We start from the raw sequence: 16,655 nt of genomic DNA, 5'->3' as shown, positions 1-16,655 counted from the left end.
GCGTGTTAGGGTTGAGAGAAATGTGAGGCCGCCGCATGTCCACGATCGAGCGCATGACCGTCACCGTGCCGGCCGAGATGGCCGCGGCTGTCCGCGATGCCGTGGCGGCAGGGACTTACGCGTCGACGAGCGAGGTCGTCCGCGAGGCTTTGCGGGCCTGGGTCCGCGCCAACGACGCCGAGCGGCGAGAACGGGACGACCTGCGGGCTGCAATCCAGGCCGGCCTCGACAGCGGTCCGGCGCTTCCGGCGGAAGACGTTTTCGCCGAACTGCGCGCCCGCTATTCCGCCAAGAGCTGAGCAAGGCCGGCCGAGGATAGCGAACTCAGCATGGCGAACTGAGCATGGCGAACTGAGCATGGCCCTGGCCATCCTCCCGGCGGCGCGCGCCGATCTCATCGAGATCGGCGACTTCATCGCCTCGGACAATCCTGTGCGCGCCCGCTCGTTCGTCGCGGAGATCGAGGCTGTCATCGTCCGGCAGGTGGCCGTCCGGCCCGCCAGCTTTCCGGCACGGCCCGACTTGGCACCGAACCTCCGCGTCGCACGGCATGGGCGCTATCTGATCTATTTCACCCACGCGGGTGACACGGTCGCGGTCGTCCGCGTGCTGCACGGTGCCCGCGACTCCGCGCGGCTGTTCGATCGGACGTGAGGTCCGCCCTTCGCGCCTCGCCGTCACCGATACCCCTCCGCCTGAAGCGAGAACAGTTCGGCGTAGCGCCCGCCCAGCGCCATCAGCGCGGCGTGGTTCCCCTCTTCCAGCACCCGCCCGCCCTCCAGCACGACGATGCGGTCGGCGATGCGGACCGTGGAGAAGCGGTGCGAGATCAGCACGGCGGTGCGCCCGGCCGACAGGGCCCGAAAGCGGGCGAACACCGCCTGCTCGGCCCGGGCGTCCAGCGCCGCGGTCGGCTCGTCGAGGATCAGGATCTCGGCCGCGCGCATGTAGGCGCGGGACAGGGCGACCTTCTGCCACTCGCCCCCGGAGAGGTCGACGCCACCCTCGAAGCGCTTGCCGAGCGGCTGCCCGTAGCCCAGCGGCAGGGCCGCGATCACCGGCGCCGCGAGGCCGTGCGCGGCGGCCCCGGCGATCCGCTCCGCGTCGTCCGCGGCCTCGACCCGGCCGACCGCGACGTTCTCCCCCGCGGTCAGGTCGAAGCGCACGAAGTCCTGGAAGATCGCGCCGATCCGCGCGCGCAGGTCCTCCAGCGCGTAGTCCTGGAGCGGCCGGCCGTCGAGCAGCACCCGGCCCTCGTCGGGGTCGTAGAGCCGGGTCATCAGCTTGACGATCGTGGTCTTGCCCGCGCCGTTGGCGCCGACCAGCGCCACGGTCTCCCCCGCCCGCACCGCGAAGGACAGGCCGCGCAGGGCCCAGCGCTCGGAGCCGGGGTAGCGGTAGCCGACATCCTCGAACACGAGGCCCTCGCGGATCGGGCTCGGCACCGGCACCGGCCGCTCGGGGGAGCGGATGGTCGGCCGGATCTCGAAGAACGAGAAGAAGTCGTCGAGGTACTGGGCCTGGGCGGTGATCTGGGTGAGGCCGAGCAGCAGCCCCTCCAGGCCGCCGCGCAGGCGCTGGAACGCGCCGGCGAGGAAGGCGAGGTCGCCGATCGAGAACTGGCCGGTCAGGGTGCGCCAGACGATCACCGCGTAGGCGGCGTAGTAGGCGAGCGTGCCCAGGCTCGCGAAGGCGAAGCCCCAGCCGGCGCGGGCGACCGCGAGGTCGCGGTTCTCGGCCGCGAGCCGCCCGGCGAGCTGCCCGTAGAGCCCGGCGAGGTAGCCCGCGAGCCCGAACAGCTTCACCTCCTTGGCCGTCTCGACGCCGGCGCCGAGGTAGCGCAGGTAGTCGATCCGCCGCCGCTCGGGCGAGCGGATCCAGGCGAGGCGGTAGCCCGCCCGGGTGAAGTGCCACTCGTTGAGCACCGCGGGCACCAGCGCCAGGGCGACCAGCGGCACCAGCCACGGGGTGAAGGCGGCGACCCCCGCCACCAGCGTCGCCAGGGTGATCGCGGCCTGCGCCTGCCCGAACACCGCGCCGACGAGGCCGGTGCGGCCGCTCACCTGCCGCCGCGCCCGCTCCAGCCGGTCCTGCTGGGCGCTGTCCTCGAACTGCGCGAGGTCGAGGGTGGCGGCGTGCCGCATCAGCCGGAGCGAGGCGGCGTTGGCGTAGAGGTCGCCGATCAGGGTCTCGGCGAGGTTCGCCAGCCGCCCGGTCAGGTCGGAGGCGAGCGCGAGGCCGAGTTCGGCCGCCACCAGCCACGCCAGACGCGCGCGGGCCGGGTCGGCGAGCCACGCCGCGAGCCCGCCCGCCGGCCCGTCCGCGGCGACCGGCCGGGCGTGCTCGGCGACGATCCCGTCGAGGATCAGCTTGGCGAGGTAGAGGCTCGCCACCGGCAGCAAGGCGGCCACGAGGCGCAGGCCGAGGCTCGCGGCGAGCAGGCCCGGGCTGGCGGCCGCGATCTCGCGGAACAGCGCCGGCAGCCGGCGCAGCGCCCCGAGCCGCGCCGCGCCCGCCCCGCGGTCCCGCGGCGGCCTCACCGCGCCGCGCGTCCCGGGCGGTGATCGGCTGTTGACGATCGGCGCCGAGCGCCTCCCGATCGCGATTGCCCGATTGCCGATCCGGGCCGGGCGCGTAACGTGACGGCGCTCAAGACTGTTTTCGGGGGATCCTTGCTCAGCGGCCCTGCCATCCTGCGCATCTCGGTGCTGCTGCTCGTGGCGGGCGTCCTGGCCGCGCTGGCGCAGTACCTGCTGCCGGCCGCCCCGCCGAGCCCGGTGGCGGAACCGCCGGCCGCGGAGAGCCCGGGCGCGCCCGTCCCCCCTGCCCCACCGGCCGCGGCGCCGCAAGCGGCCGCCCCGCCGCAGGCGGCCCCGCAGCCGCAGCCGCAGCCTCCTGCCCAGCCCCCTGCCCAGCCGCAACCGGCCCCGCGGCCCGAGGCCGCGCCGCCGCTGCAGATGCCGCGGGACGCCCTCGCCTTCCCGGAGACGCCGTCGCCGACGCCCGTCCCGCGGGGCGAGGCGGAGCTGGAGCAGGCCGAGGAGACGGCGCCGCCGCGGGCGGTGGCGCTCGTCGACCTCAACACCGCCTCGGTGGCCGACCTCAACCGCCTCCAGGGCGGCGGCGCCATCGGCCGGGCGATCACCGCCAAGCGGCCCTACGCCTCCGTGGACCAGCTCCTGACGAAGCGCGTGCTCAGCCGCTCCGTCTACGAGCGGATCAAGGATCAGGTGACGGTGCGGTGAGCTCTCGCCCGGCGTCGCGCGCACCATCGCCAGGGCAGCGGGCTGGATCCGAGGACGAGACGATGGCGCGCTACACCGTGCTGATCGATGGGCGTGCAGGCGCTTACGGAGCGGCCTTCCCGGACTGCCCCGGCTGCACCGCCATGGGCGCCACGCTCGACGAGGCGCTGACGAACGCGGCCGCCGCACTCAGCGAATGGATGGCCGATCGCGTGGCCGCGGGGTTCGAGCCCCCCGTACCGCGGGGACCGGATGCGCTGCGGGCCGATCCCGCTCTCGCCGACGACCTCGTCGAGGCGACCCTCGGCGTGGTCCCGCTCCTGCTCGAGTCCGGGCGTCCCATCCGCGTCAACGTCTCGCTCGACGCCGCGCTGCTGGAAGAGGTCGACGCGGCCGCCCGGGCACGGGGCCTGACACGATCCGCCTTCCTGGCCTCCGCGGCGCGCGACAAGATCGCCGCGGAGGGGTGACGCCCGCGCGGGTCTAGATCCGCGTGCCGAACATCTCCGCCACCTGCGGGATGTCCTTGTCGCCGCGGCCGGACATGTTGAGCACCATCAGGTGGTCGGCCGGGCGCTGGGGGGCCAGCTCCAGCACCTTGGCCAGCGCGTGGGCGGGCTCCAGCGCCGGGATGATGCCCTCCAGCATCGAGCAGAGCTTGAACGCCTCCAGCGTCTCGGCGTCGGTGGCCGAGAGGTAGGTGACGCGGCCCATCTCGTGCAGCCACGCGTGCTCCGGGCCGATGCCGGGATAGTCGAGGCCCGCCGAGATCGAGTGCGCGTCGGCGATCTGACCGTCCGCGTCCATCAGCAGGTAGGTGCGGTTGCCGTGCAGCACCCCGGGCTTGCCGCCGGTGAGCGAGGCCGCGTGCAGGCCGCTGCCGACCCCGTGGCCGGCCGCCTCGACCCCGAAGATCTCGACCTCGCGGTCGTCGAGGAAGGGGTGGAACAGGCCCATCGCGTTCGAGCCGCCGCCGATGCAGGCGATCAGCGAGTCGGGGATGCGCCCCTCCTGGGCGATCATCTGCGCCCGGGTCTCCGTACCGATCACCGACTGGAAGTCGCGCACCATCGCCGGGTAGGGGTGCGGGCCGGCGACCGTGCCGATGCAGTAGAAGGTGTCGGCGACGTTGGTGACCCAGTCGCGCAGGGCCTCGTTCATCGCGTCCTTGAGGGTCTTGGTGCCCGATTCCACCGGCACGACCTCGGCGCCGAGCATCTTCATGCGGAACACGTTGGGCGCCTGCCGGGCGACGTCGACGGCGCCCATGTAGACCACGCATTTCAGGCCGAACCGGGCGCACAGCGTCGCGGTCGCCACCCCGTGCTGGCCGGCGCCGGTCTCGGCGATGATCCGCGGCTTGCCCATGCGGCGGGCGAGCAGGATCTGGCCGAGCACGTTGTTCACCTTGTGCGAGCCGGTGTGGTTCAGCTCCTCGCGCTTGAAGTAGACCTTGGCGCCGTGGCCCGCGGGGGCTTTCGCGCGCAGGTGCTCGGTCAGGCGCTCGGCGTAGTAGAGCGGGCTCGGCCGGCCGATGTAGTGGGTGCCGTAGGAGACCATCTCCGCCTGGAAGGCCGGGTCGGCCTTGGCCGCCTCGTAGGCCGCCTCCAGCTCGAGGATCAGCGGCATCAGCGTCTCGGCGACGAAGCGGCCGCCGAAGATGCCGAAGCGCCCGCGCTCGTCGGGCCCGGTGCGGAAGGAGTTCGGGACGGGGGCGATGGTCACGGGCGTCGTCCTGCTGTGTCGGCGCGCCGGCCTCGGCCGGGCACGCGCGGTCCGCTCCCGGCGGATCCGATTCGGCCGGTGCTTAGACCGCGGGGGCGGTGCCCGACAATGGGGCGGATGCGCCGGCCCGCAGCCGCGCGACGAAGGCGGCGATCCGAACCGGGTCCTTCACGCCGGGCGCCGACTCGACGCCCGAGGACACGTCGACCGCCCGGGCGCCGGTGCGCGCGACCGCCTCGGCCACGGTCTCGGGCGACAGGCCGCCCGACAGCATCCAGCCGGGCGGCAGGGCGACGCCCGCCAGCAGCGCCCAGTCGAAGGCGACGCCGTTGCCGCCGGGCAGCGCCGCGCCGGGGGGCGCCTTGGCATCGAGCAGCAGGCGGTCGGCGACCGCCGCGTAGGCCGCCACCCCGTCGAGGTCGGCCCGGACCGCGACGCCGAGCGCCTTCATCACCGGCCGCCCGGCGCGCGCGCGGATCGCGGCGACCCGCTCCGGGCTCTCCCGGCCGTGGAGCTGGATCAGGTCCGGATCGGCCGCCGCGACCGCGGCGTCGAGGGTCGCGTCGTCGGGATCGACCAGCAGCAGGACGCGGCCGGCGCGGGTCCCCGCCCGCCGCGCCAGGGCGCGGGCGGTCTCCAGCCCGACGTGGCGCGGGCTGCGGGGGAAGTGCACGAGCCCGATCCAGTCGGCGCCGGCCGCCAGGGCCGCGTCGAGGGTCTCGGGGGTGCTCAGGCCGCAGATCTTGATCTCGGGCATCGGTCGGTGACGATCGGGACGCGTGCGGGCCGGATGTGCGCCGGAACGGGCCGGGTTACAATGGCGGGCCGGCGGCGCGTCGCCGCGTCCCGCGGCCTTCCGCATCGGGCCGACCCCGGAGGGATCATGACCGTCAGCGTCGCAGCATCCGACCTGCAGAAGGATTTCGACCACTGGCACGAGCAGGCGATGCGCGAGCCGGTGCAGATCACGAGTCAGGGCCGGGAGACCGCCTACCTCCTCTCCGCCGCGGTGTTCCACGAGCTCTGGGCGGGCTTCGCGCGCGGGGGCACGGTGAGTCCGCTGTCCGATGAGGAGATGGCGATGATCCTCGACGCCGAGGTCCCCGCCGGGCACGCCGACGCGGACGCGCCGACGCCGTGAACCTGCCGGACGATCCGCGCCCCGGTCTCGTCCTCTGCTAGGCCTATCTCTGGAAGGCCGAGCACGAGGCGGGGTTGCGGGAGGGGCGGAAGGACCGCCCGGCGCATTCGGCGCGCTCAAGGCCGCGATCGCACGGAACCAGCGCCTCGGCCTCGTCTCCGTGGTCCGACGCGGCGGGTGAGGCCGGGGCTCAGCGCGGGGCGGGCAGCGCCGCGCGGGTGCCCGGGACGACGTAGGGGCCGGGGACCTCGCTCTCGGGGGCGTAGGCGCGCAGCCGCGTCGCCTCGCGCTCGTAATGGCTGGCCTCGCGGCGGTGGTGGCGCGCGCGCGCCCGGACCCGGCCCTGGCCGAGCCACGTGAACACCCCGCCGACGACGATGCCGAGCGCCACCGCGCCGAACAGGATCGCGTAGAGCGGCAGGGAGACGCTGAAGACCGGCGCGTCGCCGTTGAAGGGATCGAAGGACAGGGGCACCGGCGCGCGGTTGGCCACAGCCAGCAGGATCACCAGGGCGGCGATCGGCAGCAGCACGAGGCTCTTCAGGAACCGGATCATCGCGGACATTCTCCCGTCACCGTTCGTCCCACACGACCATGCGCTACTCGGCCGCCGAGGCCTCGCCGATCCCGGCGGCGTTGAGGCGCAGGCGCATCTCCTTCCCGGTCTTGAACACCGGGATCGCCTTCTCGGAGACGGCAACGGCCGCGCCCGTGCGCGGGTTGCGCCCGCGCCGCGCCTCGCGGCGCTTGACCGAGAAGGCGCCGAAGCCGCGCAGCTCCACCCGGTCGCCGCGGGCCAGGGCGTCGGCGATGGTGTCGAGGATCGCGTTGACCAGGATCTCAACGTCCCGCTGGTAGAGGTGCGGGTTCTGCTCGGCGATCTTGAGGACCAGCTCGGATTTGATCATGGCGTGTCGTCTTCCACCGGGGGCGGAGGGGGCTCGGCAGGGCGCGGGATCAGGGTTCCGGGCGCCAGAGTACCAGGAGGCCGCCCCGGGCCGCCGCCTCCGCCTCCGCGCCGATCGCCCGGGCGCGGGCGGCGAGACCGTCGAGGCCGAGGAGGTCGGCGCCGAAGCCCGCCGCCGACCACAGGGAGAAGTCGTTCTCCGAGCGGGGCTTCCAGTCGGTCACCGGCAGGTCCTTCTGGACGCCGCGGGCGGTCTCCAGCCACGCCACCGCCTGGCGCTCGCCGCCCAGCTCGTCCACGAGCTTGAGCGGCACGCTCTGGCGGCCGCTGAACACCCGCCCGTCCGAGACGACGGCGACCTGGGCGGCGTCCATGCCGCGGCGGCTGGCGACGAGCCCCTTGAACCACGCGTAGGTGTCGCCGACCACCGAGGCCAGCGCCGCCCGCGCCTCCGGTGAGGTCGGGGAGAAGCCCGAGGGCTCGGCCTTGAGCGGCGAGGACTTGATCGATTCGACCTTGACGCCGACCTTGTCGAGCAGGCCCGACACGTCCGGATACTGGAACAGCACACCGATCGAGCCGACGAGGCTCGTCTCGCGGGCGACGATGTGGTCGGCGGCGATGGCGGTGATGTAGGCCCCCGACGCCGCGGTGCCGTCGACGAAGGCGACCAGCGGCTTCTTGGCGGCCAGCGCCCGCAGGTTGCGGAAGATCTCCTCCGAGCCGGTGGTGGTGCCGCCGGGGGAGTTGATCGAGACCACCACGCCCTTGACCGCGTCGGACTCGCCCACCCGCTTCATCAGCTTGGCGGTCGCCTCGCTGCCGGCGATGAAGCCCGAGACCGAGATCCGGGCGATCTGCGGGCGCACGGCGAAGCCGCCGCCCTCGGCCCCGGCGCGGACGCGGTAGCCCAGCGCCCCGACCGCCACGATCAGCCCGCCGATCCCGAGCACCCGCCACAGGGACAGCCTGCGGCGCAGGCGCCGCCGGTCGATCAACAGTTCGGCGTCGGCTGCCATGCGGACCCGTTTCCTTCGCCTCTCCGACCCGTGCCGGGCGCCGGGCGCACGCTGCGCCCCGGGGCGGCCCCGCACCGCACAAGTCGTTGGTATGCTTCGCTTCGCACGGATGCGATCCGCGCGGGAGGCGGTGTTCTAGAGCATTTTCCGCGGGCCTGGATACGGGGCGGGCGAAGAAAATGCGGGGGGCGGGCCGTCGCCGTTTCGGGGCGGCCGGGCGGGCGTCCGGGTCAGGCGGCGTCGAGGGCGGGGATCGCGGCGAGTTCCTCGGCCATCTCCCGCTCCAGCACCCGCAGATCGTGGTCGCGCTGGAGGTTCAGCCAGAACTCGGGGGCGTTGCCGAACAGCTTGGCGAGCCGCAGGGCCATCGCCGGCGTCACCGGCTGGCGCTCGGCGATCAGGTCGTCGAGCGTCTGCCGCGAGACGCCGAGGCGGCGGGCGATCTCGGCCTGGGGCAGGCCGGTGGCGGGCAGGATGTCCTCGCGGAGGATCTCGCCGGGGTGCATCGGCGCGAGGCCGCGCAGCAGGGGGTTGCCGCTCATCAGGGTTCGCCCTCGCTCCGGACTGCGAAGCGCCGCGCGGGGGATGCGGACGATGCGTCCGATACGCGGCGAGTCGTGGCGTCGAGGGTGAGGCGGAATCGGGCGCCGACACAACGAAAAACCGCGCGGGAGCGGGTCCCGCGCGGTCTCTCGAGTCTCCCGGCATGCCGCCCAGCGAAGCCGGGCGGCACAACCCCAAAAAGAATCACTCGTCGTCGGTGCGGGCCTTCTTCATGGCCGCGCCGAGGATGTCGCCGAGCGAGGCACCCGAATCGGCGGAGCCGAACTGGGCCATCGCCTCCTTCTCCTCGGCCACTTCCAGGGCCTTGATCGAGACCTGGACGCGGCGGGCCTTGCGGTCGAACTGCACGACGCGGGCGTCGAACTTCTCGCCGACGGCGAAGCGCTCGGGGCGCTGGTCGGCCCGGTCGCGGGCGAGTTCGGCGCGGCGGATGAAGGACTGCATGTCGGTGTCGACGAGCTTCACCTCCAGGCCGGAATCCTTCACCTCGACGACCTCGCAGGTCACGACCTGACCCTTCTTGATCTCGCCGGCCTCGGCGAAGGGGTCGCCCGCGAGCTGCTTGATGCCGAGCGAGATGCGCTCCTTCTCGACATCGACGTCGAGCACCTGGGCGCGGACCATGTCGCCCTTCTTGAACTCGTCGATGACCTGCTCGCCGGGACGGTTCCAGTCGAGATCCGACAGGTGGACCATGCCGTCGACGTCGCCTTCGAGCCCGATGAACAGGCCGAACTCGGTCTTGTTCTTGACCTCGCCCTCGACCTCGGACCCGACCGGGTGCTTCTCGGAGAAGCCCTCCCACGGGTTCTGCAGGGTCTGCTTGAGGCCGAGCGAGATGCGGCGCTTGACCGGATCGACCTCCAGGATCTGCACCTCGACCTCCTGGGAGGTGGAGACGATCTTGCCCGGGTGGACGTTCTTCTTGGTCCAGCTCATCTCGGAGACGTGGATCAGGCCCTCGATCCCCGGCTCCAGCTCCACGAAGGCGCCGTAGTCGGTGATGTTGGTCACGCGGCCCTTGAGCTTGGCGCCCTCCGGGTAGCGGGCGGCGATGCCCTCCCACGGATCGGCCAGGAGCTGCTTGATGCCGAGCGAGATGCGGTGCGTCTCGTGGTTGATCTTGATGATCTTGACCTTGACCGTCTGGCCGATCTGCACGACCTCGGACGGGTGGTTGACGCGGCGCCAGGCCATGTCGGTGACGTGCAGCAGGCCGTCGATGCCGCCGAGATCGACGAAGGCGCCGTACTCGGTGATGTTCTTGACGACGCCGTCGATGACCTGACCCTCTTCGAGGTTGGCCACCAGCTCCGAGCGCTGCTCGGCGCGGCTCTCCTCCAGCACCGTGCGGCGCGAGACGACGATGTTGCCGCGGCGGCGGTCCATCTTGAGGATCTGGAACGGCTGCGGCGTGCCCAGCAGCGGGGTCACGTCGCGCACCGGGCGGATGTCGACCTGCGAGCGCGGCAGGAAGGCCACGGCGCCGTCGAGGTCGACGGTGTAGCCGCCCTTGACCTGGTTGAAGATCGTGCCGGTGACGCGGTCGTTGTTCTCGAACGACTTCTCCAGCTTGACCCAGCTCTCCTCGCGGCGGGCCTTGTCGCGCGAGATCACGGCCTCGCCGAGCGCGTTCTCGATGCGGTCGACGTAGACCTCGACCTCGTCGCCGACCTTCAGCTCGCCCTCGCGGCCGGGGCCGGTGAACTCCTTCAGCGCGACGCGGCCCTCGGTCTTGGCGCCGATGTCGATGACGGCCACGTCCTTCTCGATCGCGACGACGCGACCCTTGACGACGGAACCCTCGGTGATCTCGTGCTGGAGGAAGCTCTCCTCCAGAAGCGCGGCGAAGTCCTCGCGGCTCGAACCCTGCGCAAAGGCGTTACCTGCGGTCATTCTCTCTCCTGGGCGGCCCCCCGTCGGGGAGGCCCGTTGCGCCGGCGGCTCGCGTTGCGGAACGCCCTTCGCTCGCCGCGGCCTCCCTGAGCGGGGAAGCGGCCGGGTCCCGCGGGAGACCGGCTTGCCGACGCGTCGATACGGATGACGAGGGCGGCCCGCCCGGTCGTCCCGGACAGGCGCGCCGGATCGGCGGCGCCACGCGGGAGGCGGGAAGGCACCCGCCCCTTAGCGCAAGCCGTCCGCAAATTCAATCAAACCCGTCGCCGAACCCGTTGCGCCGGCCCCTGCGACGCGTGGGGCCCACGGCCGACGCGTCGGGTCGGCCGGGGGCACGGCGGGGTCGTGGGCGGTCGCGCGGCCGGTGTCAGGCCGCCCGGGCCAGCGGCGGCGCCTCGGGCACCCCGGTCTCTTGCACCCCGGTCTCTTGCACCCCGGTCTCGTGCACCCCGGTCTCGGGCGCTTCGTCGGTGTGCACGTCGAACCGCACGAGGTAGGCCGGGCCGAAGCTCGTGGTCAGGGCGCAGTCGGTGGCGTCGCGGCCCCGGGCCATGACGATGCGGCCGATCCGCGGGCGGTTGTGCCGGGCGTCGAACGTGTACCACGTCGGGCCGTCCGGGCCCTGGAGATAGACCTCGAACCACGCGGAGAAATCCATCGGCGCGGGGTCCTTCGGCACGCCGATGTCGCCGAGGTAGCCGGTGGCGTAGCGGGCCGGGATGTTCATGCAGCGGCACAGGGTGATGGCGAGGTGCGCGAAGTCGCGGCACACGCCGACCTGCTGGCCGTGGCCGTCATGGGCGGTGCGCGTCGCGTCGGCCTGTTGGTAGTCGAAGCGCAGCCGCGCGTGGGCGTAGTCGACGATCGCCTGCACGCGGCCCCAGCCCGGCGCGATCCCGCCGAACAGGTTCCAGGCGGTCTGCGAGAGCTTGTCGGTGTCGCAGTAGCGCGAGCCGAGCAGGAACGGCAGCACGGCGTCGGGCAGGTCCTGCACCGGGATCTCCCGGGCGTCGGGGGCGCAGGCGTCCGGCTCGCCGCTGTCCCGCACGGTGAAGTCGGCGGCCATGGTGATGCGGCCGCCCGGGGCGACGATCCGGGTGACGACGTTGCCGAAGGCGTCCACGTGCCGGCTCTGTGCCACCGGCGGGTCGAAGGCGATCGCCTCCGGCGTGACGAGGTCGGCGTGGCGCTCGGGCCGGACGCTGAGCAGCAGGTTCATCGGCGTTGGGCCGGGCGTGTCGAAGGCGAGGGTGAAGCCGGTGCGAATGTGCATGGGTCGGGCCGTAGGTCGTGCCGTGGGCCGGGTCGGGGCCCGGACTTGGAGGCGAGTGCTGGATGCAGTGCGGCATAACCCGGGATGTACTGCCGAGTTCCGCGCGACAGCTCTGTTCCCGGCGCATCGACTGCACAAATGTGCGGCACGCGACTGCTTTCAGGGTAGCGCGGGCCGGCCCGCCACCCGGGACGCGGGGCTGGCCTTCCGGGGCCGATGTTGCATCGCACAGCCCGACTGCCTAACCGTGCGCCGATTCACCCGGACCGACTGTGCACCGATGGCCACCGACAAGCTCTCGCTCCCCAAGGACAAGATCCGCGTCCTCCTCTTGGAGGGCATCAACGACAGCGCGGTCGGCCTCCTGCGGGCGGCGGGCTACACCAACCTCACCCGCCTGCCGAAGGCGCTCGACCGCGAGGCGCTGCATCAGGCGCTCCAGGGCGTGCACATGCTCGGCATCCGCTCGCGCACGCAGCTCGACGCCGCGGCCTTCGAGGCGGCCGACCGGCTGCTCGCGGTCGGCTGCTTCTCGGTCGGCACCAATCAGGTGGATCTCGACGCGGCGCGCCACCGCGGCATCCCGGTGTTCAACGCGCCGTTCTCCAACACCCGCTCGGTGGCGGAGCTGACGATCGGCGAGATCGTGATGCTGCTGCGCCGGATCGTGCCGCGCTCGGTCGGCGCACATGCCGGCCTCTGGGACAAGTCGGCGACGGGCTCGCTCGAGGTGCGGGGCAAGACGCTCGGCATCGTCGGCTACGGCAACATCGGCACGCAGCTCTCGACGCTCGCCGAGGCGATGGGCATGCGGGTGCTGTTCTACGACCACACCGACAAGCTGCGTCACGGCAACACCGAGCCGACCGAGACCCTGCACGACCTGCTCGGCCAGTGCGACGTGATCTCCCTGCACGTGCCGGAGACCGAGGCGACCCACAACATGATCGGGCCGGCCGAGATCCGGGCGATGAAGCCCGGCGCCTTCCTGATCAACAACGCCCGCGGCACGGTGGTCGACCTCGACGCGCTGGCCGCCGCATTGCGCGACGGCCACCTGAGGGGTGCGGCGGTGGACGTGTTCCCGGTGGAGCCCGGCTCCAACGCCGAGGCGTTCGTGAGCCCGCTCCAGGGCCTGGAGAACGTCATCCTCACCCCGCATATCGGCGGCTCGACCGAGGAGGCGCAGGAGCGCATCGGCGCCGAGGTGGCGCGCAAGCTCGTGGACTACTCCGACATCGGCGCGACGGTGGGCGCCGTGAACTTCCCGCAGGTGCAACTGCCGGCCCGCGCCACCGGCATCCGCTTCATCCACGTGCAGCGCAACCTGCCGGGCATGCTCGGGCGCCTCAACGAGGTGTTCGCGCGCAGCGCCGTGAACATCGCCGCGCAGTTCTACCAGACCGACGGCGAGGTCGGTTACGTGGTGCTGGAGACCGACGCCACCGACGCCGACGCCGAGACCCTGCTCGGCGAGATCCGCGCCATCCCCGGCACGATCCGCGCCCGGCTGCTCTACGAGCGCCGCTGACCCCGCCCCGGGCGCGCGGCCCGCCGAAATCGCGCGCCCGGGGCCCTTGCGCCCCGCGCGCCCGGTGTGTAGAGACCCCCTCGCGATCCCCGATAGCTCAGTTGGTAGAGCAGGCGACTGTTAATCGCCTTGTCGCAGGTTCGAGTCCTGCTCGGGGAGCCAAGCGAATTTTAAGCTCCTCAGATCGCTCGCCTTTCTGGCCTGCCGCCCGCACCGGGTCGGAAGGTGCGGAAATAGCGTCATCGTTGAACCGCTCTGCGATGCGCTCCGCGAGCTTGGCCCGGTTCGCGCCGCGCACGTAGGTGGCGCTCTCCCGCGAGCCTTCCGCCCAACCGAACCACGCGTTCAATTCCATCTCGGTCGCGCCGTTCTCGGCCGCCCGCCGCGCACCGGCTTTGCGGAGCCCATGTGCTCGGCCGGGTACACCAGCGGTCGCACAGGCATCGCGGAACCAATTCCCCAGGCTTTCCTTCGTCATGGGCCGGCCGCGCTCACCAGCGATGAACGTGAGATCGCCGGTCGGCGCCGCGGCGATTGAGGCCGCGAGCGGCGCCAAGATGCGAATCGTCACCTCCTGGCCGGTTTTTTCGGTCTCGATCCGAATCACGCCGTTGCGGACGTGCGGCCGCCCAAGCCGAGCGGCGTCGCCTCGGCGCAGGCCGGTGTAGAGCAGAAGGTCGAGTGCGAGTCGCTCGCGGGTGCCGATCGGCCAGCGCGCCTCGAACCGCGCGACTTCCTCCTCGGTCCAGGTGTGGAAGCCGTTGCGATCGTTCGGGCCGCCCATGAGCTTCACGCCGCGGGTGGGATCGGCCGACAGGTACTCGCGCTCAACGGCGAAACCGAATAGGCCGCGCATCGTCTTCAGCCAGTTATTGGCGCCGTGCGGGCGGGCCGCTCTCCGATCCATGCCCTCGCGGATCGCGCGCGTGGTGATGTCCTCGACGGGCTCGATGCCCGCGATGCGCGCCGTCTCTTGCAGAATCCCAGATCGCTGAGCGCGGGTCGCGGCCGACAGGGCTTCCGTCCACTGCGCGCTCGCCATGTAGCGACCGATCAGCCACGCCACGGTGCCGACCGTGGCCGCCTTGGGCGTCGCCGTAGGCCGGCCTGCAAGCGCCGCCTCGAACTCGGCCCAGAACGCCCGGGTGCCGTAGGGCTCGCGCAGGCGCGTCCGCGGACCGGCGCCGCGGCGGAAATACCAGACGGTCTCCCCGTGTCGGGTCGTCTCACGGTGAAGGTGCTTTGGGCGCGGGCGTGGCATGCTCTCCGTCATAGGACCACCACTCGTTCCCTTTCGGCAAGAGGACGCCCGCGCGCCGGGGTTTCGGCGATCTCCGCCGTCTCCACCGCGACCCCATCAGGGCGCACAACGATTCGGACCACGGGCAGGCCCGCCGCCTGCGCAGCACGGATCGCGCGCGCGATGTCAGCTTGCGTGACGGCGGCAGCGCGACGCGGCATAGAATCCAACTCTGGAATTGGGTGTGCCCGATCTTCCGGGCGGCGGGGTCGAAAGGCGATAGACGGAGCACTAGATCGAAGGTCTGGCTTGCTGACTGAAGCCGATACAGAGCTAGGCGAGCGGGCCGCTCAACTCGGTTGCTGATCGGCGGCCCAATAGAATCTATATGCGGGAGGGGAATTGTAGTGAGTGAAGCGCCTAAATTGACGCTCAAATTCGACAACAAACAACCACTTGATGTGACCGACCTAACGAGCAGTCTGAATGCTCTAGTGCGTCAATATCAGAAATATGCCGTGGAATCGGAAGACGTTAATTCACGAGGCGAAGCGAAGCTTTTTGTGGCAGACCTTAGAAGAGGCAGCTACATCACTGATCTAGTTCCTTACGCGCAAGAGGTTGGGGCTGCTGTTAGTACGGTTGCCCCATACACTGAAGACGCTAAAAAGGTACTCGGATTTGCGAAGTATCTTAAAGGTGGCTTTGATGCGCTTCTTGGAGGGAAGAAATCTTCCGAAAATCTTACAACCAAGGATCTTAGGGATCTAAAGCAAATCATTGAGCCCACGGCGAAAGAGGCCGGAGCGGTTTTTATGTTCCAAGCTACGGACGGCGCCACTCAGAATATAACAGTCAACTTCAACTCTCAGGAAGCAAACGCCATCCAGAATCAGGCGGTGCGTCAGATTGAAGTAATGAAGGAGCCAGAGCAAAAACGTTTCAACAAGAGGCTCATGTATTGGTATGCTGCGACGCGCGGCAAGCCTAGTAAGACTAGTGATAAGGCCATCATTGAAACTATTGAAAAGAAGCCCCTTCCGGTATTCATCGACGATCCGGACATCAAGCAGCAGATGATGGCGGGTAGGGAAAATCCCTTCCTAGTTGGCTTCATCGTAGACGTTGAACTGCTATTGGTCCGTGGAGAAGTTAGGGGCTATAGCATCTTGGCCCTTCACGGAGTATTAGAAGATAAAGAGGAAGATGATACACCAGAAGAATAGCTCTTATTTTTCGGTGGGCGCATGATATCGCCGATTCACATCCTCAACGACGCCGCGGAGGTTCAGCACAACATAGGACCGAGGGAGCCTTTCGAGGGGCGTGACCCAATCCATCATCCAAGGGCACGAGCCGTCGAGCGCGTAGATGGCGATTCGGTCCGGCACGTCGTTGATGTCGCCTTCCCAGGCCACGTGCAGCTTGGCGGAGTGGAGGAGGGATTCGGACAGGATCGCGCCGCGGCCAGAGAGCTGCATCCCGAGCGAAGCCATTTCCCTGATTATTGCCACGTGCAGGCAGTCCCAGAACGTGAACCACCGGTGCCGGCCGTCGCCATCGGTCTGACGGTCCCAGATCCGCCGCGACGTCCAGCGGCCGATCGTGGCGATATCGACGCCGGACACCTCGCTCAGGCGGGCGAGCCGGAACGTCCCCGGCTGCGCAGGCGGAGGCGGGGGCGGATCGGGCCGCCGGAATTTCTGGCGTGGCATGGCCATGGCGCCAGCAAGAGCCGGCACGGCGTGAGCGTTCATCATCGCACCTGGTTTCGTGGGTGGCGCCTCATCGGGGCTCGGATTTGCGACCGGCTCGCTGCTTGGAAGCCTCGATCGCTCGGCGGACGCCTTCGGCCCTTTCCGCATCCTCGATCGCGTGAGCCGAGTTCCCCAAGGATTGCAGGGCCATGTCGACGTCGGCCCAGCGCCAACGCATGCAGCCGGCCGAAAATCTGAGCGGACGCGGCAGGATCCCTCGCCGGACCATGTCACTCACGGTCGACTCGGACATATCGAGTTCGCGCGCGAGGGTCGCCCGGCTCATGTAGGATTTCGGCATCGTCCGATTATAGCGTGCCCGGCCCCGTGCCTGAATGCTCAGTGGCCACACGGGGC

At 70.7% G+C, this 16,655-nt stretch carries 18 protein-coding genes, 1 tRNA gene and 1 pseudogene; 8 read left to right on the top strand and 12 right to left on the bottom strand.

Going from position 1 to position 16,655, the window contains the following annotated elements:
- Window positions 1-35 precede the first annotated feature (35 nt).
- Window positions 36-299, top strand: coding sequence for a type II toxin-antitoxin system ParD family antitoxin (locus Q8W71_RS07000; RefSeq protein ID WP_305524616.1), 264 nt, complete (start codon window positions 36-38; stop codon window positions 297-299).
- Between the two features lie 58 nt (window positions 300-357).
- Window positions 358-654, top strand: a complete 297-nt coding sequence (locus tag Q8W71_RS06995) for a type II toxin-antitoxin system RelE/ParE family toxin (protein WP_305524615.1) — start codon at window positions 358-360, stop codon at window positions 652-654.
- A 23-nt stretch (window positions 655-677) separates the two neighbouring features.
- On the opposite strand, the gene Q8W71_RS06990 is transcribed toward Q8W71_RS06995, so the two are convergent.
- On the bottom strand, window positions 678-2,540 hold the full coding sequence (locus tag Q8W71_RS06990; RefSeq protein WP_305524614.1) for an ABC transporter ATP-binding protein: 1,863 nt from the start codon (window positions 2,538-2,540) through the stop codon (window positions 678-680).
- Window positions 2,541-2,672: 132 nt separating this feature from the next.
- On the opposite strand from Q8W71_RS06990, the gene Q8W71_RS06985 reads away from it, so the two are divergent.
- Window positions 2,673-3,245 carry a helix-hairpin-helix domain-containing protein gene (locus tag Q8W71_RS06985; RefSeq protein ID WP_305524613.1) on the top strand — a complete coding sequence of 191 codons (573 nt, stop codon included), beginning with the start codon at window positions 2,673-2,675 and terminating at the stop codon, window positions 3,243-3,245.
- A gap of 62 nt (window positions 3,246-3,307) precedes the next feature.
- Window positions 3,308-3,715: a type II toxin-antitoxin system HicB family antitoxin gene (locus Q8W71_RS06980; RefSeq protein ID WP_305524612.1), complete on the top strand. Its 408-nt coding sequence runs from the start codon at window positions 3,308-3,310 to the stop codon at window positions 3,713-3,715.
- 13 nt (window positions 3,716-3,728) lie between these two features.
- Here Q8W71_RS06980 and trpB read toward each other — a convergent pair whose 3' ends face one another.
- Together trpB and Q8W71_RS06970 are read right to left on the bottom strand one after the other, a co-directional pair.
- Complete coding sequence (gene trpB / locus Q8W71_RS06975) at window positions 3,729-4,970, bottom strand: tryptophan synthase subunit beta (protein WP_305524611.1); 1,242 nt, start codon at window positions 4,968-4,970, stop codon at window positions 3,729-3,731.
- 82 nt (window positions 4,971-5,052) lie between these two features.
- Window positions 5,053-5,727 (bottom strand): phosphoribosylanthranilate isomerase, encoded by a 675-nt coding sequence (locus Q8W71_RS06970; RefSeq protein ID WP_305524610.1) that lies wholly within the window; start codon window positions 5,725-5,727, stop codon window positions 5,053-5,055.
- A 126-nt stretch (window positions 5,728-5,853) separates the two neighbouring features.
- On the opposite strand from Q8W71_RS06970, the gene Q8W71_RS06965 reads away from it, so the two are divergent.
- A complete protein-coding gene (locus Q8W71_RS06965; protein WP_305524609.1) occupies window positions 5,854-6,111 on the top strand; it encodes a type II toxin-antitoxin system Phd/YefM family antitoxin in 258 nt (85 codons plus the stop codon).
- A gap of 190 nt (window positions 6,112-6,301) precedes the next feature.
- Here the strand turns inward: Q8W71_RS06965 and Q8W71_RS06960 are convergent, their stop codons facing one another.
- From Q8W71_RS06960 to Q8W71_RS06935, 6 genes are all read right to left on the bottom strand, one after another.
- On the bottom strand, window positions 6,302-6,667 hold the full coding sequence (locus tag Q8W71_RS06960; protein ID WP_305524608.1) for a LapA family protein: 366 nt from the start codon (window positions 6,665-6,667) through the stop codon (window positions 6,302-6,304).
- A 43-nt stretch (window positions 6,668-6,710) separates the two neighbouring features.
- Complete coding sequence (locus tag Q8W71_RS06955; protein ID WP_305524607.1) at window positions 6,711-7,019, bottom strand: integration host factor subunit beta; 309 nt, start codon at window positions 7,017-7,019, stop codon at window positions 6,711-6,713.
- A 49-nt stretch (window positions 7,020-7,068) separates the two neighbouring features.
- Window positions 7,069-8,037: a signal peptide peptidase SppA gene (gene sppA / locus Q8W71_RS06950; protein ID WP_305524606.1), complete on the bottom strand. Its 969-nt coding sequence runs from the start codon at window positions 8,035-8,037 to the stop codon at window positions 7,069-7,071.
- A gap of 230 nt (window positions 8,038-8,267) precedes the next feature.
- Window positions 8,268-8,579 carry a HigA family addiction module antitoxin gene (locus tag Q8W71_RS06945; protein WP_305524605.1) on the bottom strand — a complete coding sequence of 104 codons (312 nt, stop codon included), beginning with the start codon at window positions 8,577-8,579 and terminating at the stop codon, window positions 8,268-8,270.
- 205 nt (window positions 8,580-8,784) lie between these two features.
- Window positions 8,785-10,497 (bottom strand): 30S ribosomal protein S1, encoded by a 1,713-nt coding sequence (gene rpsA, locus Q8W71_RS06940; RefSeq protein WP_305524604.1) that lies wholly within the window; start codon window positions 10,495-10,497, stop codon window positions 8,785-8,787.
- Between the two features lie 367 nt (window positions 10,498-10,864).
- On the bottom strand, window positions 10,865-11,770 hold the full coding sequence (locus tag Q8W71_RS06935) for a transglutaminase-like domain-containing protein (protein WP_305524603.1): 906 nt from the start codon (window positions 11,768-11,770) through the stop codon (window positions 10,865-10,867).
- Window positions 11,771-12,050: 280 nt separating this feature from the next.
- Between Q8W71_RS06935 and serA the strand changes: the two genes are divergently transcribed.
- Together serA and Q8W71_RS06925 are read left to right on the top strand one after the other, a co-directional pair.
- Complete coding sequence (gene serA / locus Q8W71_RS06930) at window positions 12,051-13,301, top strand: phosphoglycerate dehydrogenase (protein ID WP_305524602.1); 1,251 nt, start codon at window positions 12,051-12,053, stop codon at window positions 13,299-13,301.
- 86 nt (window positions 13,302-13,387) lie between these two features.
- Window positions 13,388-13,463, top strand: a tRNA-Asn gene (locus Q8W71_RS06925).
- 193 nt (window positions 13,464-13,656) lie between these two features.
- Here the strand turns inward: Q8W71_RS06925 and Q8W71_RS06920 are convergent.
- Window positions 13,657-14,085, bottom strand: a pseudogene (locus Q8W71_RS06920) (tyrosine-type recombinase/integrase); the annotation flags it as partial.
- A gap of 863 nt (window positions 14,086-14,948) precedes the next feature.
- Between Q8W71_RS06920 and Q8W71_RS06915 the strand changes: the two are divergent.
- A complete protein-coding gene (locus Q8W71_RS06915) occupies window positions 14,949-15,767 on the top strand; it encodes a hypothetical protein (RefSeq protein ID WP_305524601.1) in 819 nt (272 codons plus the stop codon).
- Window positions 15,768-15,770: 3 nt separating this feature from the next.
- On the opposite strand, the gene Q8W71_RS06910 is transcribed toward Q8W71_RS06915, so the two are convergent.
- Together Q8W71_RS06910 and Q8W71_RS06905 are read right to left on the bottom strand one after the other, a co-directional pair.
- The gene (locus tag Q8W71_RS06910; RefSeq protein WP_305524600.1) at window positions 15,771-16,301 is read right to left on the bottom strand and encodes a hypothetical protein; all 531 of its coding nucleotides are present in this window, start codon (window positions 16,299-16,301) and stop codon (window positions 15,771-15,773) included.
- A gap of 25 nt (window positions 16,302-16,326) precedes the next feature.
- Entirely contained in the window at window positions 16,327-16,599 is a 273-nt protein-coding gene (locus Q8W71_RS06905; RefSeq protein ID WP_305524599.1) for a helix-turn-helix transcriptional regulator, read from the bottom strand.
- Window positions 16,600-16,655: the final 56 nt, after the last annotated feature.

This window comes from Methylobacterium amylolyticum (genome assembly GCF_030700245.1).
GTDB lineage: Bacteria > Pseudomonadota > Alphaproteobacteria > Rhizobiales > Beijerinckiaceae > Methylobacterium.
The sequence above is the reverse complement of the archived record's forward strand: the minus strand, read 5'-3'. Positions and strand labels throughout refer to the sequence as shown.